Below are 20,124 nucleotides of genomic sequence, written 5' to 3' on the forward strand. Positions count from 1 at the left end.
GATTACGCGCGAACGAAGTCGATGTGAGTCAGTTTTGGCTTGAACGCGTGACGCTGAACAGCCTGAACCTTCACTTTTTCTTCTTTACCGCCAACAACGATGGTCAGAACTTCGCTGTAGAACTCAGCTTTAGTCTGCATGTTCCACACTTTGTCGTGATCCAGTTCGATAGCAACTGGAGCAGCTTCGCCACCGTAAACGATAGCCGGGAACTTGTTAGCGTTACGCAGGCGGCGGCTCGCACCCTTACCCTGCACGTTACGTACTTCTGCTTCGATAGTGAACATTGATTTCTCTCTGTATTTAAAACCCTACTACAGGCGACCCAGCAGCAGGTGAGTGTTCTGCCCCACGGATGTGAAGCGGGCGGCATTTTATACTCAAATGCCCCGCACATCAATGAAAAGTCCCGTTAACCGCGCAATTCATTTGCCCGACGGAAGCGACCTTCATAGTCAAAGACCTTCTCGCGAACCTGCCAGAACTGGCCTTTCTTACGGGCGACCACGAAGTCGGGGTGGCGCAGCAGCGCCTGCTGATGCACGATATCCGCCACGGTTATCCAGCGCAGCGGCACGCCAGGCGTACGGGTATGCGGCCGGATAAACAGCTGCTCAAATGCCGTGCGCTGGGCAGGCGTCTGAACCCTGAACCGTTCGCTCACGTCAGCGCCATCCTCATCGTAATAGGTGATTTTCAGCCACTCGCCTTTTTCATCCGCGCCGGGCTGCAGCGCCATGCCGGAGCAGCGCAGCACCAGCGCATCTTTCAGCTTCAGCGCCGCTTTCAGCATGTCGTCCGGGTCCACCAGCACCGTGTCGCACTCGCGGCAACGGCGGGCGGCGATGTCATTTTCGGCGTTGCACTGCGGGCAGTTTTTGAAGCGGAAGCGGAAATCGCACTGCTCGCGATGTCCCTCATCATCCTCAAACCAGCCCTGACAGCGGCGGCCAAAGTGTTCAATCAGCGTGCCGTCGGCGGTGGTTTTTCCCCAGAAGGTGTTGGCAAAGCCGCAGGCCGGGCAAAACACCTGTACCGGCATGTTGTCGCTTTTGCCTTTTGGCGCGCCCACTTCCGGGGAGTACAGATCGTGCGGGTTGCCGGCGTAATCCAGTATCAGGCAGTCGGTTTTGCCCGGCGCCAGGCGCAGGCCACGGCCGACAATCTGCTGATACAGGCTGACGGATTCCGTCGGGCGCAGAATCGCAATCAGGTCGACGTGCGGGGCGTCAAACCCGGTGGTTAATACGGAGACATTCACCAGGTAGCGGAACTGCTGGGCTTTGAAAGCCTCAATCAGCCTGTCGCGCTCCGGGCCGGGCGTTTCGCCAGTGATCAGCGCCGCGTCGTCAGCGGGTAGCAGTCCCGTGATTTCGCGCGCGTGTTCGACGGTGGCAGCAAAAATCATCACCCCTTTACGCGTTTGCGCGAACTCTTCAATCTGGCTGATGATATGCGGCGTGATCCGCTTCTGTTTTTTCAGCTCATGGTTAAGATCCGCCTCGCTGAACAGCCCGTTGCTCTGCGCCTGTAAGCGGCTGAAATCGTACTGCACGACCGGCATATCCAGCCGCTCGGGCGGCGTCAGGTAGCCGTGCTTAATCATGTAGCGCAGCGGAAGTTCATAGATACAGTCGCTGAACAGCGCTTTCTCGTCGCCGCGCACCATGCCGTGATAATGAAAGCGGTAGATCCAGCCTTTGCCCAGACGAAACGGGGTTGCCGTCAGGCCGAGCAGGCGTAAGTGAGGGTTCACCTCTTTAAGGTGAGTGAGGATTTGCTGATACTGGCTGTCGTCGTCATCGCTGATGCGGTGACATTCGTCGACAATCAGCAGCGAAAACTCGCTGCGGAACAGATCCAGGTTACGGGCCACCGACTGTACGCTGCCGAAAACCACTTTGCCGTGGCTCTCTTTGCGCTTCAGCCCGGCGGCGAAAATGTCGGCTTCCAGCCCCAGCGCACAATATTTGGCATGGTTTTGCGCCACCAGCTCTTTGACGTGGGCTAACACCAGCACGCGACCGCGCGCCAGGCGCGCCAGTTCGGCGATGACCAGGCTCTTGCCTGCACCGGTCGGGAGGACAATGGCCGCCGGTTCCCGGTGTTTACGGAACCAGGCGAGCGTCGCGTCAACGGCTTCCTGCTGATAGGGACGAAGTGTAAAAGTCATGGGGTCTCGGTTTCGTTAATCCGCATATAGTATGCCACGAAACTTTTTCCCTTGAGTGGCGCAACCAGACCATTATACTGAACCGTTCCTGACTGCTTCTTTTTTCGGACGCACGGTCCGACATCCAGCACCATTAAGGCTAAAAAGATTTCATGCGACTTGATAAGTTTATCGCTCAGCAACTCGGCGTAAGCCGCGCTATTGCCGGGCGCGAAATTCGCGCCAACCGCGTTACCGTGGATGGCGACATTGTGCGAGACAGCGCGTTCAAACTGCAGCCTGACCATCAGGTTGAGTACGACGGCAATCCGCTGACCCAGCAGCACGGTCCCCGCTATTTCATGCTCAATAAGCCGGAAGGCTATGTCTGCTCAACGGACGATCCGGATCACCCGACGGTGCTCTATTTCCTCGACGAGCCGGTGGCGCATAAGCTGCACGCCGCGGGCCGCCTCGACATCGACACTACCGGTCTGGTGCTGATGACCGACGACGGACAGTGGTCGCATCGCATCACTTCCCCGCGCCACCACTGCGAGAAAACCTATCTGGTCACGCTGGAGTCACCGGTTGCGGATGACACGGCAGAGCAATTCGCGAAAGGCGTTCAACTGCATAATGAAAAGGATCTGACCAAACCCGCCGTGCTTGAGGTCATCACCCCGACGGAGGTCCGTTTGACCATCAGCGAAGGACGCTACCATCAGGTGAAACGCATGTTTGCCGCCGTGGGTAACCACGTTGTGGGCCTGCACCGTGAACGCATCGGTGCGATTGCGCTCGATCCCGACCTGGCGCCCGGTGAATATCGTCCGCTGACGGAAGAAGAGATTGCCAGCGTCGGTCTGCCTTCGCACTAATTTCAGGAGAACCCTGTGACCACCAGGCCACACTCGTCGTTCAAAATTGTCTTCATTCTTGGCCTGCTGGCGATGCTGATGCCGCTGTCTATCGACATGTATCTGCCTGCGCTGCCGGTGATTTCCGCCCAGTTTGGCGTACCGGCAGGCAGCGCGCAGATGACGCTCAGCACCTATATTCTCGGTTTCGCGCTCGGACAGCTGCTGTATGGCCCAATGGCCGACAGCCTGGGGCGTAAGCCGGTTATTCTTGGCGGGACGCTGGTCTTTGCGGCCGCAGCGGTCGCCTGTGCGCTGGCGCAGAGTATCGATCAGCTGATTATCATGCGCTTCCTGCACGGGCTGGCCGCCGCTGCCGCGAGCGTGGTGATCAACGCCCTGATGCGTGATATCTACCCGAAAGAAGAGTTCTCCCGCATGATGTCGTTCGTCATGCTGGTGACGACGATTGCGCCGCTGGTGGCACCGATGGCCGGTGGTGCGGTGCTGGTGTGGTTTAGCTGGCACGCGATTTTCTGGATCCTGGCGCTGGCCGCGCTGCTGGCCTCGGCGATGATTTTCTTCTTTATTGATGAAACGCTGCCCGTCGAGCGCCGCCAGAAATTTCATATTCGAACCACGATAGGCAACTTTGCCTCGCTGTTTCGCCACAAGCGGGTGCTGAGCTACATGCTGGCGAGCGGGTTCAGCTTCGCCGGAATGTTCTCCTTCCTGAGCGCCGGGCCGTTTGTCTATATCGAACTGAACCACGTTTCGCCGCAGCACTTTGGCTATTATTTTGCACTCAATATCGTCTTCCTGTTTGTCCTGACCATCATTAACAGCCGCTTTGTCCGGCGGGTGGGCGCGCTGAACATGTTCCGCGCCGGGCTGTGGATCCAGTTTGTGATGGCGGTCTGGCTGGTGGTGAGCGCGTTTCTGGGCGTGGGCTTCTGGGCGCTGGTGATCGGCGTGGCGGCCTTTGTCGGCTGCGTGTCGATGATCTCGTCCAATGCGATGGCGGTGATCCTCGACGAATTCCCGCACATGGCGGGAACCGCATCGTCACTGGCGGGAACCTTCCGCTTCGGGATTGGTGCCATCGTCGGGGCGTTACTCTCTATGGCGACCTTTACTACGGCCTGGCCTATGCTGTGGGCGATGGCTTTTTGCGCAACCAGCTCTGTGCTTTTCTGTCTTTACGCGAGCCGGCCGCGAAAAGCGGCGCACTAACGCGCAGATAAGGCCCGAAAGGGCCTTTTTTGTTGACGCATATCAACCAAACTCGCGTTCGTTTATTCCGTGTTTGTTTATTTTATGTAAAATCTATTTATGTAAAAAGTCACATCATTGTATTCAAAAAGGTTGAGTTAGATCGCAGAAACGGGTACATATAGCGCCGACGCGAGCCTCGATACCGATAAAAAAGCGCTGAATAGTGCAGGTTGGCGATGATGTGTTACTATAAATGTAAATAAATTGTGAAGTAAATTTTGCTTCCGGGGAACGAACGTGAATACATTACAACTCTCCATTGTCCATCGCTTGCCCCAGAGCTATCGCTGGTCGGCGGGTTTTGCAGGTTCGAAAGTTGAACCGATTCCGCAAAGCGTCGCGGGCTGTGAGAATTGCCTGGTGGCGCTCAAGCTGCTGAGCCCGAGCGACGAAAATGCGTGGCGGGTGATGGAGCGTCTCAGCCAGGCCCTGACGGATATCGAAGTGGACAGCTCCGTACTGGAGTGCGAAGGGGAGCCGTGCCTGTTTGTCAAAAGCCAAGACGAATTCGCCGCGACCTGCCGCCTGAAAAATTTTGGCGTTGCGATTGCTGAACCTTTCTCCGGCCAGTATCCGTTTTAAGCGCTAGTCTGCCGCGAGCAGCTGGCGCGTGTAGCTCTGCGTTGGCGCAGTAAATACGCGCTGGCAATCACCCTGTTCGACCACCTCACCCTGTCGTAGCACAATCACCTGATGGCATAGCGCCCGAACCACCTGTAGATCATGGCTGATAAAGATATAGGCCAGCCGGTGCTTTTCCTGTAGCCCTTTGAGCAGCGCCAGGATCTGCGCCTGTACGGTTCTGTCCAGAGACGAGGTCGGTTCATCCAGAATAATCAGCTCCGGTTTTAGGATCAGCGCGCGGGCGATGGCGATACGCTGGCGCTGTCCGCCGGAAAATTCCGCAGGGTAGCGGTGGCGAGTGTCGGGATCTAAGCCCACTTCCGCCATCACCCGCATGACCTCCTGTTCCCGCTGTTGCGCACTCAGGCCAGGCTGGTGAACGCGCAGGCCCTCTTCGATAATCTGCAACACGCTGAGGCGCGGGTTAAGCGAGGAGTTGGGATCCTGAAATACCACCTGCATGCGGGGCCGCACGGGCAGCATCTGGCGGCGGTTCCAGCGGTGCAGCGGCATATCGTCAAACAGGATCTCGCCCTGAGAGGCAATTAAGCGCAGCAGCGCCAGACCGGTAGTGCTTTTCCCCGAACCGGATTCGCCCACCAGCCCCAGGGATTCACCCGGTCGCAGCGAGAAGCGGATATTTTTCAGCACCGGGTTCTGGTCAACGATGCGCCGCAGAACGCCTTTGCGGATCGGGAACGAGACGGATAAATCATCGACGCGCAGCAGCGGTGTGCTGTCTGCCGTGAGAGGCACCGGGTCGCCGGAAGGTTCGCTGTCGAGCAGGCGCTGCGCATAGGGATGCTGCGGCGCGTTCAGCAGCGTGGACGCGGTATTCTGTTCAACGCAGCGTCCGTTTTGCATGACCGCGACGCTGTCGGCCAGCTTTTTCACGATGCTCAGGTTGTGCGTGATAAACAGCAGGCTCATGTCCAGCTCGTCACGCAGCTCCCTCAAGAGCGTCAGAATTTGCGCCTGCACCGTGACGTCCAGCGCCGTCGTCGGCTCGTCGGCAATCAACAGTTCGGGGCGCGTGAGCAGGGCCATGGCAATCATTACCCGCTGGCGTTCGCCGCCGGAGAGCTGATGCGGAAAATCATTCAGCCGTTTGGCCGCGTTGCGTATGCCTGTACGTTCCAGACAATCCAGAATTTCGCCCCGCGCGGCCTCTTTGCGCATCCCCCGATGAAGTGACAGCACTTCATAGAGCTGTTTTTCCAGCGTATGCAGTGGGTTGAGCGACACCATCGGCTCCTGGAAGATCATGGCGATCTTATTGCCGCGAATACCGCGCAGGGTATGTTCATCAGCGTGCAGCAGCGAACTGCCGTGGAACAGAATATCCCCTTGCGGATAGCTCACGGGCGGGGAGGGCAGCAGACGCAGGATGGAGAGCGCCGAGACGCTCTTGCCCGAACCGGATTCACCCACCAGCGCCAGCGTTTCACCGCGCTGGATCTGCAGCGACAGGTCGGTGACCACGGTACGGGTCTCGCCCTGCTTCGAGAAGGCAATCGACAGGCGATCAATACTGAGAAGAGGCTGCGTCATCTTATACCGCCTTGTTGGGATCGAAGGCATCGCGCACGGCTTCGCCAATAAAAATCAGCAGCGAAAGCAGCACGGCCACGGAAAGAAAGGCGGTGATGCCCAGCCACGGCGCCTGCAGGTTGTTCTTGCCCTGCAGCAGCAGTTCGCCGAGCGACGGCGACCCCAGTGGCAGGCCGAAGCCCAGAAAGTCCAGCGAGGTGAGGGTGGTGATGGAGCTGCACAGAATAAAGGGCAGGAAGGTGAGGGTCGCCACCACCGCATTGGGAAGCATATGGCGGAAGATGATTGCGCGATCGCTCACGCCTAACGCCTGCGCGGCGCGAATATAGTCGAAATTACGGGTGCGCAGAAACTCTGCCCGCACCACGCCCACCAGAGCCATCCAGCCAAACAGAACGGTGATGCCCAGCAGCCACCAGAAGCCCGGCTGTACCACGCTGGAAAGCAGAATGATCAGAAACAGCGTTGGCATACCGGACCAGACTTCGATGATACGCTGCCCCCACAGGTCAATTTTTCCGCCGTAGTAGCCCTGAACGGCGCCGGCCACTACGCCCATTACGCTGGAGAAGACGGTCAGCATCAGTCCAAAGAGAATAGAAATCCGCGTACCGTAGAGGATGCGCGCCAGCACGTCGCCGCCGTTGGCGTCTGTTCCCAGCCAGTTTTGCGCAGACGGCGGAGAAGGGAAGGGGGTTGTGGTCGCGAAGTTAATGCTGTTGGCGCCAAAGCGCACCGGTGCCCAGAGGGCCCAGCCGTGCTGTTCGATCTGCTGGCGCAGCCACGGATCCTGGTACTCCGCCGGGGTGGCAAACGGGCCGCCGAAGTCGCTTTCACTGTAGTTAGCCAGTACCGGCACGTACCAGCGGTCGTTAAAGTGCACCAGCAACGGTTTGTCGTTGGCGATCAGCTCCGAACACATGCTCAGGACAAACAGGACAGCAAAAATCCACAGCGACCAGTAGCCGCGGCGGTTATGGCGAAAACGGGCCCAGCGGGCCTGGTTAACGGGGCTTAAACGCGGCATCAGCGGCCCTCAAAATCAATTCGGGGATCGACCAGCGTATAGCTGATATCGCTGATGATATTCAGCAGCAGGCCAATCAGGGTGAAAATATAGAGTGTGCCAAACATTACCGGATAATCGCGCGATACGGTGGCTTCGTAGCCCAGCAGGCCGAGACCGTTGAGCGAGAACATCACCTCAATCAGCAGCGAGCCGGTAAAAAACATGCTGATGAACGTGGCTGGAAATCCGGCAATCACCAGCAGCATGGCGTTGCGGAAAACGTGTTTCCACATAATCTGCTTCTCGCTGACCCCTTTGGCGCGGGCGGTCACGACATACTGCTTGCGGATTTCATCGAGAAAGGCATTTTTCGTTAACATGGTAAGGGCGGCAAACCCGCCGATCACCGTCGCCAGCACCGGCAGCGTGATATGCCAGAGATAGTCGGTGATTTTCTGGTACCACGGCAGCGTGCTGAAATCGGCGGAGACCAGCCCCCGCAGCGGGAAGATGTCGAAATAGCTGCCTCCGGCAAAGAAGACAATCAGCAGAACGGCAAACAGAAACGCCGGAATAGCATAGCCGATGATGATGAAGGTGCTGCTCCAGATATCGAAGCGGCTGCCGTTATGCACCGCTTTTCGGATCCCGAGCGGTATAGAGACCAGATAGATAATCAGCGTCCCCCACAGCCCCAGCGTGACCGAAACCGGCAGGCTTTGCTTGATCAACGTTAATACGGACGCACTGCGGAACAGGCTATCGCCAAAATCAAAGCGGATATAATCCCAGAGCATCTTGAAATAGCGCTCGTGTATCGGCTTATCAAAGCCGTAGCGATGGGTGATCTCGGCGATCACTTCAGGATCCAGCCCGCGCCCGCCGCGGTAGTGGCTTTCACTGATATTCCCCACGCCGGTTCGCGCATGGCTGGCGCCCATGCCTTCTCCACCGCCGCCGGGCATGCCGCCGCTGTTGCCAAACTCAATGGCGGCAATGGCCTGGTCGACCGGCCCGCCCGGGGCAATTTGCACGATAAAAAAGTTAATGGTGATAATGGCCCACAGCGTGGGAATGACCAGCAGAAGACGGCGTATTAAATAGGCACCCATGATAATTCCTTATCGCCGCTCGGCGGGCAGTCTGGCGGCTTTATTCACGTCATACCACCATGTGTCAAAGCCCAGAGAATAGACAGGGCGCACGGCAGGCACGGAGAACTTGTCCCAGCGCGCAAGGCGGTCTTCGCCCATATACCACATGGGCAGCATGTAGTAGTTCCAGGTTAACACCCTGTCGAGGGCGCGACCAAGCGGCAAGAGCTTATCTTTATCGCCCTGCGCCGCCACAATTTTCGCAATCAGGGCATCAATCGCCGGGCTTTTTACGCCTGGCGCATTGTACGAGGAGTCGATGTAGCTGGAGGCCCAGGAGATTTGCAGATCCGAGCTGGGCCACGGCTGTGCGGGCCACAGGCGTTGCATCATGTCGTAATCGCGGCTGCGCATGCGGTTGGTGATCTGCGCGTTATCGACCTGGCGAATGTTCATGGTGATCCCCAGCCGCGCAAGGTTGTGCTTAAACGGCAGCACCCACTGATCGTTGCCGCCGGAGGAGAGCAGCAGTTCAAAGCTTAAAGGCTTGCCGGTTTTCGCATTGACGCGTTTCTGGTTCTTCAACTGCCAGCCTGCCTCATCCAGCAGCTTGCTGGCCTTCAGCAGGTTGTCGCGGTCGTAGCCGTCACCCTTTGAAGCGGGCGGCTGAAACACCGTGGTAAACACCTCCGGCGGCACTTCCGCTTTCAGCGGCGCCAGCAGGAGCAGTTCGTCGGCTTTAGGGTAGTCGCGCGCGGCATATTCGGTGTTCTGGAAATAGCTGTTCGCGCGGCTGTACGCCCCGTAAAACAGGGCTTTGTTCATCCATTCAAAATCGAAGGCCAGGGAAATGGCTTCCCGAACGCGGCGGTCGGTAAATACCGGGCGCTGAATATTAAACGCCAACCAGCGCGTGTCCTGGGCGGATTCGTTTTTGTGCTCGTCTTTGACGATGTAGCCTTTCGTGAAGTTTTTGCCGATATAGCGGGTCGCCCAGTTTTTGGCGCTGTTCTCCACGCGTAAATCGAAGGCACCGGCCTTGAACGCTTCAAACGCCACGTTATCGTCGAGGTAGTAGTCATAGCGAAGGGTGTCGAAATTCCAGCGCCCGCGGTTTACCGGCAGGTTAGCCGCCCAGTAATCTTTCACGCGGGAATAGACCACGTACTGCCCCATGCGCCAGTCGGTAATGCGGTAAGGGCCACCGGCCAGCGGCGGCGTGGAGAGCGGGTCGCTTAACTTATGGTTTTTCCAGAACGATTCAGGCATCACCGGCAACGAGAACAGGCTAAGCATATTCTCTTTGTTCGGTTCGCTCAGCTCAATGCGTACGGTGAGGGGCGCAATGGCGCGCACCGTTGCGCCTTTATACACAATGCGGAACTGGGGAACGCCTTCGGTCATAAATTTATGAAACGTAAAAGCGACGTCGCTGGCCTTGACCGGCGTGCCGTCGTGAAAGCGGGCCCGGGGGTTTAGGGTAATTTCGGCCCAGGCGAAGTTATCCGCATAGCGCACGTTATCGGCAATCAGCGGGTAATAGCTGCCGGGTTCATCATCCGACGTGACAAAAAGCGTGTCATAGAGCGATTCCGTTCGCGCCGCGGCCACGCCGCGCAGGGCGAAGCGGTTAAAGTTGTCGAACGTTCCCGTAGCCGAGAGCGTGACCTTTCCACCCTTAGGGGCGGCAGGATTGACGTAATCGAAGTGCGTAAAATTGGCCGCGTATTTGGGCTCGCCAATCACGGCGAACGCGATGTTCTCTTTGATGGTTTGCGCCTGGCTGGACAGGCTCACGACTGCCAACCAAAGCAACATAAAGCGCATAAACATCTCGCGGCGGCTCCCTCTTTTACAGACCGGCTCAGTTAAGCTGAATAATAAGTGACGCCACGGGCAATGTGAAATTATTCCCCGTCAGGCGACACCGTATTTTGCCACGTGCGGAACTGCTCCAGCGGCATCGGGCGGCTAATCCAGTAACCCTGCAAGTAATTAACCCCATGCTCGCGCAGCCAGGCCGCCTGTTCCGGTGTTTCCACCCCTTCCGCAACGGTCGACATATTCAGTCGTCTTGCCAGCGTCAGTACGGCATCCAGCACCGGGGAGGTCACGGTTTCTGTGCCAATGGCGTTGACAAAACCACGGTCGATTTTCAGGTAGTCCATGGTGAAATGTTCAAGATAAATCAGCGCGCTGTGGCCGGTGCCGAAATCGTCGATGGCAATTTCAAACCCTTCGTTATGAAGCCATTCGAAGAGGCTGTTAGCTTCCCGATGGTTCAGCATGTCGCGCTCGGTAATTTCCAGTACGATCTGGAAGTAATCAGGCGGCAGCAGGGCTTTGAAGGTGCGCATATCGTCTTTGAAGCTTTCCGCATGCAGATGCCCCGGCGCGATATTAATGCCCACTTTGGCACCCGGCGGCAGCACGGTCTGTAGCACTGGCGCATCGTGAATAATCAGGTCAAAAAGATGCAGCGTGAGCGGAACAATCAGCTTCTGCGCTTCGGCAAAATTGATAAAGGCGTCCGGCGGGATCTCACCCATGGTCGGGTGCTTCCAGCGCATCAGCACTTCAAGCCCGGTCATCCTGAGCGATTTGGCGTCGACAACGGGCTGATAAACCACATAAAACTGGCCGCGCTTGATGGCGCTCAGAATCTCTTTGCCCGGATTGAGACGCGTCGTGAGGATGTAGAAGTTAAGCGACCCTGCCGCAATCCCGCACACCAGCCCGAAGAACAGGGCGTAAAGTATCTCATCGGTCGTCCACTCCTCGGCGTACAGGTTGATGGTCAGAGGAACGTCTTTGAGCGTCGCGGTGCGCGCCGGCGTTTCATGTAAATCCTTCGCTTTGACGAGCGTGCTTGAGGTAGTGGATAACGCATTGTCGCCGATGACGATCGCGATGCCTGCAAACTCGTCCTGGCGCGCGGTGTAAAGCAGGTACGGCGTCAGGTTGAGATTCACCGAGGTGAATACGCCGCCGTCCTTCACAAGCGGATTACGATACCAGATGGCAATCGCGGGCTTATTGGGCAGCATGGGCGTGCCGGGGAGCAGTGCGATATCAACCTGCTTGTTGATGTGCAGCTCGGGTATCAGCTCCTCCATCGGGGCATTCATTGGCCCTGTGGCTGACGAGCAGAACGCCATTTTGTCTCTGACCAGCAGGAAGGCGCGTACGTTGAGGCTGAAGGCCGCGCGCGAGGTCAGCTCCGCGTTAACATCCTGGCAATTATTGAGCGTCAGCGGCTGGAGCACGTCGATGGAGGCTTTCAGCTCGTCAAAATAGCTCTCCATGTAGATGCGCACATCCATGATCAACGTATCGAATCGGATTTCCCGCTTGTGGTAGCTCCAGAAAAATTGCAATGAACCCAGGAGCAGGGCGGCGATCAGGCCGGTAATGATACTGAGGAACAGTATCTTTCGATGACTGGAGAAGTAGCGGGTGAGCATAAACGTCGTGGTTCCTGAATTGCCGCTGATTGTATTCATTGTAACGGGCAAAAAAAAACACCGCCGAAGCAGTGCTTTTTTTTATTGTATCGCCAGCCAAGGGATAACCAACGATACAATTATCATATTAACTGCGGGTCAGTACGCGGCGCGCTTCGTTGTAGCGCTTCTTCCAGTACGGTTCATTCATGCTGGAAATGGTCACACCGCTGCTGGTGGAGGCATGAACAAACTGGTCATTACCAATGTAGATGCCCACATGTCGACCGGTAGAACCTGCACGGAACAGCACTAAATCGCCGGTGCGCAGTTTGGTACGTGAAATCGACTTGCCCATCTCCTGCTGTTCGTAGGTCGAACGCGGAAGATCTAACCCAAATTGCTCGCGGAAGGTACGCTGTACAAAGCCGGAACAATCAATGCCTTTTTTAGTGCTGCCGCCAAGACGGTAACGCACGCCTTTCCAGTCAGCATACTGGTCCATAATGCGGGACTTCACGTCCAGATTACGTACCATATTTTCAAATTCATCCTGAGAGGCTTGCAGTGAAGAGGAATCTTCCATTCCCACAACACGCGTCTCAGGATGCATATTCTTTGCGGTGTTCGATGTACTACATGCAGATAACAGTACCGCGACTGCTATCGCCGGGATCCCCCGTAAGATATATCTCAGAAACGGTTGAGATTTGACCATTTTGTTTATTTTCCCTTGAAGTCCTTAACGACAAATATCGTTATAAAAATGCCAAACGTGACGAGACTAATTATCTGTTCACATTGAGACAATTGTTTCTGGTGACATTTGTGGTGCAGCGCACAAAATTATTCACCATCGAAATAATTATCTCCATGGGGCAAAACGAGTTCGAGATTAACCGATTGCCAGGGCTATTGCGAGTAAAAAGAGCCTTTTTTTTATAAGAAATTGTGATACAGAAAGTAAAAATTTGTCATTGCACAAAATAGCGGCAGATCCGCCGCGTAATCGTGCAATTGCTTCATTTTTATCACGAATGTGATGACAAGAATATGACAGCGCAGAAAGATCGCGGGAAGGGCATTATCAGGGATCGTGATGATCCCCGATAGTTTACGTTAAAAAATGGTAATTATTTGTTCAATTTTTGTTGCTTTCTACGCGGAAGATAGCGATCGAAAAGGGTAATTAGGCGATCGCTTAAAGGCGTCATCAGAACCCACGGCAGACCAATCAGCACCGCGGAAAGGGAACCCACGACAATATCCGTCAGCCAGTGCGCGCCAATCATCACGCGTGGGAAGGCAAATATCACCACAATAAGCAGGGCGATTGCGAACGCCTTCTTACCGAAATAGCGCAGCATGAACCCAGAAAAAATAAGCAGCATCATGCCGTGATCGCCCGGGAAACTGTCCTTCGAGGCATCTTTTGTTGGAATATGCAGCAGTTCACTCACGCGATAAATATTCGGGAAAGAGAGCGAAGGACTAGCACGTTTTACCGGCATCAGATGTTGCGCCAGCTGATTAATGATCACCGCAGCCAGAAGCATCACCAGTCCGATAATCAGGATGCGGCGACGCCCCGTGTCATCCTCTTTGAGCCAGAAAGAGAGCATCAGGCAGCCCATGGCCAGCAGGGAAAAGCCGTCGAAGGCGCGGTTATTGGTAATTGCCACCAGCCACAGAAAGGCGTCACTCTTTACCAGCCCCTGGTTGAAGAAATGAAACAGGGATGAATCAAGCGGGAACCAGAAACCGTGATTCACCGGGATATACCAGGAGAAAAAGAGCGCCAGACCGGCGACATTAAGCAGTAGTATCTGGGGAATTCGAGTCGTCATAACGTTCTGCATTGAGTGAAAACTGGGGCAACGTTAGCCGCCCGAACTTAAACGAAGCTTCAACAGGCTGGACTGCAGGGCATTCCAGTCGGCGTTAACCGCACTAATTAACTCTATTCTGCTGTCAGGTGGCGCGACGTTTTGCGTTTCGATAAAGAAATCGTCGCCCTGGCGGTTGATCCGCACCAGCCCATCTGGCGTGCGCATGATCCCTTTCACGCGGTCGACCGGCGCAAGTCTGGCCCACTCCAGGATCCCGATGGTGTCGAAAACGGTGTCGGCATCGAAAATCCATCCGCAGGCCTGATACCCCTGACCGCTGTTAAGGTTACGACGCCAGCGCTGGTGTTCCGGCAGGCTAAGCGCGGCCAGACCCTGCTTTGCAGAATGGTGATGCGCATGCTCTGCGCTGGCCGGGAGTTGCGCCAGGTTCTGGCGGGGAAGATCCAGCAGGGCGCTATCAATATTCCCCTGCGTGGCCTGCACCCGCGTCCGATTGCCGCCGAAATGCTGCCACCACGCGTCCAGCGCGGCCCGGCTTTCCGCCGTGGCGCGATCTTCTTTATTGGCGACAATAACGTCTGCTGCGGCGAGCTGATCGCGAAAGTTCTCATTGGCCACCGCTTTTTCATCCAGAAGCTGACGCGGATCGAGCAGGCACAGCGTGGCGCGAAGATCGATCCACGGCTCGTAAACCGGGGCGGTCAGTAAATCGAGGATCTGCTTCGGGTGGCCCAGACCGGTAGGTTCAATCAGCAGGCGGTCCGGTTTGCCCTGACGCAGCAGCGTATTGAGGCCTACCTGCATCGGTAAGCCGTTTACGCAGCACATGCATCCGCCGGGGATCTCTTTAATCATTGCGCCGCTGGATGACAGCAACGCGCCATCAATGCCCACTTCGCCGAATTCATTGACCAGCACGGCCCATTTCTCGGCGGGGTCTTTATTCGCCAGCAGATGAAGAATAGAGGTGGTTTTACCGCTGCCGAGAAAACCGGTGATGAGGTTGGTTTTGGTCACGTGCGCTCCGCAAGAGAATTGTGATGCTATAACACTATGCTCTTATCCTGGCGAAAAACGGGCGCAATGAGAAGGGGGAGGGCGAACGGAGGCAATGTCCGTTCGCATTAAGCGCAATAATCGCTAAAGATTTAACGTTTCAATAACAGCCTGGCGTGCGCCACGGCGGGTGATGCGCTGGTAGGCCTGGCTGACAGCCTCAGCGAAAACGCTATTTTGCGCGAGATCGTGACCGAAGACCTCGCTCAGCCCCAGCAGCGCATTGACGCGGTCGGCGTCGCTGCTGGCCTCGACAATCGTGCGGATTTTATCGCTGAGGGGATCGCGAACGTCAATCGCGTTGCCGCGTTCGTCGAACCCGCTGACGTAGCGTATCCAGCCAGCGACGCCCAGCGCCAGCAGCGGCCATTCTGTTTTACGCTCAAGGTGGACGCGGATGCCATCCAGCATTCGCTGCGGCAGCTTCTGGCTACCGTCCATCGCGATTTGCCAGGTACGGTGCTGCAGCGCCGGGTTAGCAAAGCGATCAATCAGGCTGTCGGCATAGGCAGTCAGGTCGACATCCTTTATACGCAGCGTAGGCGCCTGTTCATCCAGCATTAGCCGCCGGGCAGCTTCGCGGAAGGTGGCGTCCTCCATGCAATCATTAATATGCGCGTACCCGGCGAGATACCCCAGATACGCCAGGAAAGAGTGGCTGCCGTTAAGCATGCGTAATTTCATCTGCTCCCACGGCAGAACGTCCTGCACCATCTGAACGCCCGCCACTTCCCACTCCGGACGCCCGGCGACAAAATTATCTTCCACTACCCACTGAATAAACGGCTCGCAGCTTATGGCGCACGGATCGTCAACGCCGAGCGCGTCGGCGATCTCCGCAAGCGAGGCCTCCGTCGCGGCGGGAACAATTCTGTCGACCATCGTTCCCGGAAAACTCACGTGGCCCTCGATCCACTCCGCCAGCGCCGGGGAGCGCTTTTGCGCCATGCCAAGCACCGCATTTTTCACCACGTGGCCGTTGTCCGGAATGTTGTCGCAGGAAAGCACGGTAAACGCAGGCAAGCCGCGCTCGCGGCGGCGATTAAGGGCTTCGACCAGGATCCCCGGCGCGGAATGCGGCTCAGCGGGATTTTCCAGATCGTGGACGATCCGGGCGTTTTGTAAATCCAGCTTACCGGTCGCGGGATCGATACAGTAGCCTTTCTCCGTAATGGTGAGCGACACAATCGCCACCTGCGGCTCGCAAAACTTCTCTATTATCGCGGGCAGAGAGTCCAGCTTTGCATTCAGGCATTCATGCACGGCCCCGACAATAATCGGCTGATTTCCTTCAGCACCTTTCTCCAGCACGGTAAACAGGTGATCCTGCGCGCGCAGCTGGCTCATCAGCACGTCGCCGCTGAACAGGCTAATCTCACAAATTCCCCAGTCGCCGCCTTTTTCATTCAGCACCCGGTTTGTTAACAATGCCTGATGCGCGCGGTGAAACGCACCGAAGCCGAAATGGACGATGCGGGAGCGCAGTTGATGACGATCGTAGCGCGGTTGTTGAACCTGGGCTGGAAGGGCGGTTGAGGCAATTGTCTTCATGAAATACACACCTGATTAACCATTAATTAACAATGCCAGTCTAAAGTTATATGACAGCAAATAAAATTGGTAAGCCGTAAATATCCCCGTTATGTGAGTTTGATCAATCAATGTGTGGCGGCGTGTTGACCCTTCACGGCAAACATGTATGGTAGTCGTCATTGCAGTAACCCATATTGGTATAACAACTTGAGAGGATGAGGCAATGGAACAAACCTGGCGTTGGTACGGGCCGAACGATCCGGTTTCTCTTGATGATGTGCGTCAGGCTGGCGCAACGGGTGTCGTCACGGCGCTGCATCACATTCCTAACGGCCAGGTATGGCCGGTTGAGGAGATTCAACAGCGTCAGGCGCTGCTGGCGGAGAAGGGGTTAACCTGGTCTGTGGTAGAAAGCATTCCAGTTCACGAAGATATCAAAACCCATTCCGGGGAATACCGGACCTGGATTGCAAACTATCAGCAGAGCATTCGCAACCTGGCGGCCTGCGGCATTGATACGGTCTGCTATAACTTCATGCCGATTCTGGACTGGACGCGTACCGACCTGGAATATCAGATGCCGGACGGCTCGAAAGCGCTGCGTTTTGACCAGATTGCCTTTGCGGCGTTTGAGCTGCACATTCTGAAACGCCCGGGCGCCGAAGCGGATTACACCGCTGAAGAGCAGCAGCAGGCCCTTGAATGGTTCAATGCCGCCAGTGAAGCGGACGTTGAGAAGCTGACCCGCAATATCATTGCTGGCCTGCCGGGTGCGGAAGAGGGGTACACGCTGGATCAGTTCCGCGCGCGTCTGGCGGAATACGGCAATATTGATAAGCAGCAGCTGCGTGAAAACATGGCGTATTTCCTGCGAGCTATCGTTCCGGTTGCGGAAGAAGCCGGCGTGCGTCTGGCGGTACACCCGGACGATCCGCCGCGTCCTATTCTCGGCCTGCCACGTATCGTGTCTACGATTGAAGATATGCAATGGCTGAAAGAGACGGTAAACAGCATCCACAACGGCTTTACCATGTGTACCGGCTCCTACGGCGTGCGCGCTGATAATGACCTCGTGCGGATGATAGAAACCTTTGGCGATCGCATTCACTTTACGCACCTGCGTGCGACCTGCCGGGAGAAGAATCCAAAGACCTTCCACGAGGCCGCGCACCTTGGCGGTGATGTGAATATGGTCGCGGTGGTGGACGCTATTCTGGCTGAAGAGGCGCGTCGCAAGCAGGCGGGCGATGTGCGTCCTATTCCGTTCCGTCCGGATCACGGACACCAGATGCTGGACGATCTGCGTAAGAAAACCAACCCGGGCTATTCGGCGATTGGCCGCCTGAAGGGGATGGCGGAAGTGCGAGGGGTCGAGCTGGCGCTGAAGATGACGAAGTATCCGGAGCTTTTGTAACCGGAATTGTCGGGTGGCGAAGCCGCCACCCGACAAATGCCATAATCAGTCAGCACGACCCATATAGCGTTTTTCTTCAATATGGATGCGGATCTTCTCGCCAGCGGAGAGATATTCCGGCACCTGCACAACCAGCCCGGTAGTCAGGGTCGCTGGTTTGTTGCGCGCACTTGCTGACGCGCCTTTGATGCCCGGCGCGGTTTCAACGATTTCCAGATCCACGGTCTGCGGCAGTTCAAGCGCCAGCAGCACGCCGTCCCAGGTCAGTACCTGCATGTCTGGCATACCGCCTTCAGGAATGAACAGCAGCTCTTCTTCGATCTGATCTTTGGTGAAGATGTACGGGGTGTAATCTTCTTTATCCATGAACACGTATTCGTTGCCGTCGATGTATGAGAAATCAACGTAGCGGCGGGTCAGGGTCACGGTATCAACGATATCGTCACCTTTAAAACGTTCTTCCACCTTCAGGCCGGTACGCACATCGGCGAAACGCATTTTGTACAGCGTCGCTGCACCACGGGCGCTTGGTGCCTGAATGTCGATGTCTTTCACAATCAGCAATTTGCCGTTGTAATTCAGTACCATACCTTTCTTAATTTCGTTCGCTCTTGGCATTGCAGTAATCCTGTCTACGGGAGGTAAAAAATATCGCGCCAAATTACTCGCGCGCGGCCTTTCAGGCAAGTGGAATTCGTGGCTTTTGCTATCAATACGCAAAAGGTGTTACTGTGCGCCCGATGCCCGACTGTACGGGTGTTCGCCACCGAGAGAGCATGTATGGATTGTCGTCCAGATTGCGGCGCGTGCTGTACCGCTCCGTCCATTTCAAGCCCCATTCCAGGCATGCCTGAAGGCAAGCCCGCCAATACCCGCTGCGTTCAGCTCTCTGAATCCAACCTGTGTATGATCTTTGAGTCTCCCCTGCGCCCGAAGGTCTGTTCCGGGCTTCAGCCATCAGCTGAAATGTGCGGCAGCACGCGCGCGCAGGCAATGACATGGCTGCTGGAACTGGAAGCGCTCACCGCGCCTTAAACGTCTTTGATCCTCGCCAGACAGCCAATCGTCAGCGTACACATCACCAGCGCAATCCAGAACACCGTGTGGTAGTTCCAGATCTCGGCAACGATACCGGCCATCGAGCCCGCGATAATCCAGCCCACGCGGGTGGTATTAGTATAAAGGGTGGTGGCGGCACCTGCCTGCCCCGGCATCAGATCCTGGAAGTAGAGCATGCCAATCCCCGCCAGGATGCCGATATACACGGCGTTCAGCAGTTGTAAAGCAAGAAGCAGGGCGGGCGTATGGACCGTCAGCATGCCAACGTAGAACAGCAGCCCGGCGACGGCGGCGATGCGCATCAAAAAACGTTTCCCGAAACGCTTCGCGTAATAGCCTGCGATCAGCATGGTCGGGATCTCCAGGCCCGCGGCGGTGCCCATCATGATGCCTGCCAGCTTCTCCGGCAGGTGTAGCTCATCAATAATAAACAGCGGCATGTTAATGATATACAGGCTGTTGGTGCCCCACATCAGCGTGCAGATAACAAACAGGAGCAGGGCATCGCGGCGGTTACGACGCGGCGCTTCCAGCACGCCCGTTGCCACTTTGGGCTCTTTGCGCATTGACGGCAGAAAAAACCATACCATTGCGCCGCACGCCACAAACGCGACCGCCGCGCTCAGGTACATCACCGTAAAGCCAAACCCCATCGCCAGCGCGTAGGCCAGCGGCGGGCCAATTACCCATGCCAGCGACACCTGAGCGCGCAATATCGAGCTGAACATCACCGCTTCCCGCCCGGTATGGTCGGCATGTTCGCGGGCAAGGGCAAACAGCTGCGGGTTGGCGGTTGAGCCAAAGCTGCTCAGAAAAACGCCGATGAACAGCAGAATGAAATAGTTACGGTTCCAGGCAAACAGGACGCAGGCCAGCACCCCCAGCAGACAGCAGAAAACGATCAGGCTTTTACGATCGCCTTTGCGGTCGGAACGACCGGCGAGAAACTGGCTGACGAGAATGCCGATGATGGCGCTTCCGGTAAAAAAGAAGCCAACCATCGCCGGACGAGCGTGAACTTCGTTAGTCAGGAACAGGCTCAGCGTCGGGGTTTGCAACGCACCGGCGATGCCCGTGAAGAAGGCAACAATCAGGAACGCCGTTGACGTCAAATCAAAGGGCTTCGGCGCGGTGGCCGCAGGGGTGTTATGCATGTTTTATAATTAGCGAGTAACAGAGAGGGGCGGAGTTTACGCCGTCAGTT

Annotated in this window: 18 protein-coding genes; 5 read left to right on the top strand and 13 right to left on the bottom strand. The window is 56.4% G+C overall.

Translation table 11 applies throughout. From position 1 onward, the window contains the following. Positions 1-2: 2 nt before the first annotated feature. Both rplY and INF73_RS13035 read right to left on the bottom strand, forming a co-directional pair. Positions 3-287: a 50S ribosomal protein L25 gene (gene rplY / locus INF73_RS13030; protein WP_028013887.1), complete on the bottom strand. Its 285-nt coding sequence runs from the start codon at positions 285-287 to the stop codon at positions 3-5. A 125-nt stretch (positions 288-412) separates the two neighbouring features. Next, positions 413-2,173 (bottom strand): DEAD/DEAH box helicase, encoded by a 1,761-nt coding sequence (locus tag INF73_RS13035; RefSeq protein WP_193541960.1) that lies wholly within the window; start codon positions 2,171-2,173, stop codon positions 413-415. A 152-nt stretch (positions 2,174-2,325) separates the two neighbouring features. Here INF73_RS13035 and rsuA point away from each other — a divergent pair, with 152 nt between their 5' ends. The 3 genes from rsuA (at position 2,326) to INF73_RS13050 (ending at position 4,869) form a co-directional block, all read left to right on the top strand. Continuing rightward, positions 2,326-3,033, top strand: a complete 708-nt coding sequence (gene rsuA / locus INF73_RS13040; protein ID WP_028013885.1) for a 16S rRNA pseudouridine(516) synthase RsuA — start codon at positions 2,326-2,328, stop codon at positions 3,031-3,033. 15 nt (positions 3,034-3,048) lie between these two features. Continuing rightward, positions 3,049-4,245 (top strand): Bcr/CflA family multidrug efflux MFS transporter, encoded by a 1,197-nt coding sequence (locus tag INF73_RS13045; RefSeq protein WP_048958051.1) that lies wholly within the window; start codon positions 3,049-3,051, stop codon positions 4,243-4,245. 279 nt (positions 4,246-4,524) lie between these two features. Beyond that, positions 4,525-4,869: a YejG family protein gene (locus tag INF73_RS13050; protein WP_028013883.1), complete on the top strand. Its 345-nt coding sequence runs from the start codon at positions 4,525-4,527 to the stop codon at positions 4,867-4,869. A 3-nt stretch (positions 4,870-4,872) separates the two neighbouring features. Here the strand turns inward: INF73_RS13050 and yejF are convergent, their stop codons facing one another. The 9 genes from yejF to INF73_RS13095 form a co-directional block, all read right to left on the bottom strand. Beyond that, positions 4,873-6,462, bottom strand: coding sequence for a microcin C ABC transporter ATP-binding protein YejF (gene yejF / locus INF73_RS13055; RefSeq protein WP_126326811.1), 1,590 nt, complete (start codon positions 6,460-6,462; stop codon positions 4,873-4,875). 1 nt (position 6,463) lies between these two features. After that, a complete protein-coding gene (locus INF73_RS13060; protein ID WP_028013881.1) occupies positions 6,464-7,489 on the bottom strand; it encodes an ABC transporter permease in 1,026 nt (341 codons plus the stop codon). Then, positions 7,489-8,583: a microcin C ABC transporter permease YejB gene (locus INF73_RS13065; protein WP_028013880.1), complete on the bottom strand. Its 1,095-nt coding sequence runs from the start codon at positions 8,581-8,583 to the stop codon at positions 7,489-7,491. Before INF73_RS13065 ends, INF73_RS13060 begins: the two co-directional genes overlap by 1 nt. Positions 8,584-8,592: 9 nt before the next feature. Beyond that, complete coding sequence (locus tag INF73_RS13070; RefSeq protein ID WP_193541959.1) at positions 8,593-10,398, bottom strand: extracellular solute-binding protein; 1,806 nt, start codon at positions 10,396-10,398, stop codon at positions 8,593-8,595. A gap of 74 nt (positions 10,399-10,472) precedes the next feature. After that, entirely contained in the window at positions 10,473-12,029 is a 1,557-nt protein-coding gene (locus INF73_RS13075; RefSeq protein WP_028013878.1) for a cyclic di-GMP phosphodiesterase, read from the bottom strand. A gap of 127 nt (positions 12,030-12,156) precedes the next feature. Next, positions 12,157-12,726, bottom strand: coding sequence for a bifunctional murein DD-endopeptidase/murein LD-carboxypeptidase (gene mepS / locus INF73_RS13080; RefSeq protein WP_028013877.1), 570 nt, complete (start codon positions 12,724-12,726; stop codon positions 12,157-12,159). Between the two features lie 415 nt (positions 12,727-13,141). After that, the gene (locus INF73_RS13085; RefSeq protein WP_028013876.1) at positions 13,142-13,855 is read right to left on the bottom strand and encodes a phosphatase PAP2 family protein; all 714 of its coding nucleotides are present in this window, start codon (positions 13,853-13,855) and stop codon (positions 13,142-13,144) included. A 33-nt stretch (positions 13,856-13,888) separates the two neighbouring features. Next, a complete protein-coding gene (locus INF73_RS13090; RefSeq protein ID WP_045259724.1) occupies positions 13,889-14,875 on the bottom strand; it encodes a GTP-binding protein in 987 nt (328 codons plus the stop codon). 123 nt (positions 14,876-14,998) lie between these two features. After that, a complete protein-coding gene (locus INF73_RS13095; RefSeq protein ID WP_193541958.1) occupies positions 14,999-16,465 on the bottom strand; it encodes a mannitol dehydrogenase family protein in 1,467 nt (488 codons plus the stop codon). 205 nt (positions 16,466-16,670) lie between these two features. Here INF73_RS13095 and uxuA point away from each other — a divergent pair, with 205 nt between their 5' ends. Next, positions 16,671-17,861 carry a mannonate dehydratase gene (uxuA, locus tag INF73_RS13100; protein ID WP_045259726.1) on the top strand — a complete coding sequence of 397 codons (1,191 nt, stop codon included), beginning with the start codon at positions 16,671-16,673 and terminating at the stop codon, positions 17,859-17,861. A 45-nt stretch (positions 17,862-17,906) separates the two neighbouring features. Here the strand turns inward: uxuA and yeiP are convergent, their stop codons facing one another. Further along, positions 17,907-18,479 carry an elongation factor P-like protein YeiP gene (yeiP, locus tag INF73_RS13105; RefSeq protein ID WP_008500940.1) on the bottom strand — a complete coding sequence of 191 codons (573 nt, stop codon included), beginning with the start codon at positions 18,477-18,479 and terminating at the stop codon, positions 17,907-17,909. Between the two features lie 162 nt (positions 18,480-18,641). Here yeiP and INF73_RS13110 point away from each other — a divergent pair, with 162 nt between their 5' ends. Continuing rightward, positions 18,642-18,896: a YkgJ family cysteine cluster protein gene (locus INF73_RS13110; RefSeq protein WP_028013872.1), complete on the top strand. Its 255-nt coding sequence runs from the start codon at positions 18,642-18,644 to the stop codon at positions 18,894-18,896. Here the strand turns inward: INF73_RS13110 and setB are convergent. Then, positions 18,893-20,074 carry a sugar efflux transporter SetB gene (setB, locus tag INF73_RS13115; RefSeq protein ID WP_045259727.1) on the bottom strand — a complete coding sequence of 394 codons (1,182 nt, stop codon included), beginning with the start codon at positions 20,072-20,074 and terminating at the stop codon, positions 18,893-18,895. The genes INF73_RS13110 and setB overlap by 4 nt on opposite strands. Positions 20,075-20,124: the final 50 nt, after the last annotated feature.

Origin of the sequence: Enterobacter cloacae complex sp. P6RS (assembly GCF_014982245.1) — a bacterium.
GTDB classification, from domain to species: Bacteria; Pseudomonadota; Gammaproteobacteria; order Enterobacterales; family Enterobacteriaceae; genus Enterobacter; species Enterobacter bugandensis.

What these genes read in the sequence shown, in the direction of transcription:
- INF73_RS13035 (WP_193541960.1), bottom strand. Translation starts at nt 2,173, where the DNA reads ATGACTTTTACACTTCGTCCCTATCAGCAGGAAGCCGTTGACGCGACG.
- rplY (WP_028013887.1), bottom strand. Translation starts at nt 287, where the DNA reads ATGTTCACTATCGAAGCAGAAGTACGTAACGTGCAGGGTAAGGGTGCG.
- INF73_RS13065 (WP_028013880.1), bottom strand. Translation starts at nt 8,583, where the DNA reads ATGGGTGCCTATTTAATACGCCGTCTTCTGCTGGTCATTCCCACGCTG.
- setB (WP_045259727.1), bottom strand. Translation starts at nt 20,074, where the DNA reads ATGCATAACACCCCTGCGGCCACCGCGCCGAAGCCCTTTGATTTGACG.
- uxuA (WP_045259726.1), top strand. Translation starts at nt 16,671, where the DNA reads ATGGAACAAACCTGGCGTTGGTACGGGCCGAACGATCCGGTTTCTCTT.
- INF73_RS13060 (WP_028013881.1), bottom strand. Translation starts at nt 7,489, where the DNA reads ATGCCGCGTTTAAGCCCCGTTAACCAGGCCCGCTGGGCCCGTTTTCGC.
- INF73_RS13110 (WP_028013872.1), top strand. Translation starts at nt 18,642, where the DNA reads ATGGATTGTCGTCCAGATTGCGGCGCGTGCTGTACCGCTCCGTCCATT.
- mepS (WP_028013877.1), bottom strand. Translation starts at nt 12,726, where the DNA reads ATGGTCAAATCTCAACCGTTTCTGAGATATATCTTACGGGGGATCCCG.
- INF73_RS13075 (WP_028013878.1), bottom strand. Translation starts at nt 12,029, where the DNA reads ATGCTCACCCGCTACTTCTCCAGTCATCGAAAGATACTGTTCCTCAGT.
- rsuA (WP_028013885.1), top strand. Translation starts at nt 2,326, where the DNA reads ATGCGACTTGATAAGTTTATCGCTCAGCAACTCGGCGTAAGCCGCGCT.
- INF73_RS13095 (WP_193541958.1), bottom strand. Translation starts at nt 16,465, where the DNA reads ATGAAGACAATTGCCTCAACCGCCCTTCCAGCCCAGGTTCAACAACCG.
- INF73_RS13085 (WP_028013876.1), bottom strand. Translation starts at nt 13,855, where the DNA reads ATGACGACTCGAATTCCCCAGATACTACTGCTTAATGTCGCCGGTCTG.
- yejF (WP_126326811.1), bottom strand. Translation starts at nt 6,462, where the DNA reads ATGACGCAGCCTCTTCTCAGTATTGATCGCCTGTCGATTGCCTTCTCG.
- INF73_RS13070 (WP_193541959.1), bottom strand. Translation starts at nt 10,398, where the DNA reads ATGTTTATGCGCTTTATGTTGCTTTGGTTGGCAGTCGTGAGCCTGTCC.
- yeiP (WP_008500940.1), bottom strand. Translation starts at nt 18,479, where the DNA reads ATGCCAAGAGCGAACGAAATTAAGAAAGGTATGGTACTGAATTACAAC.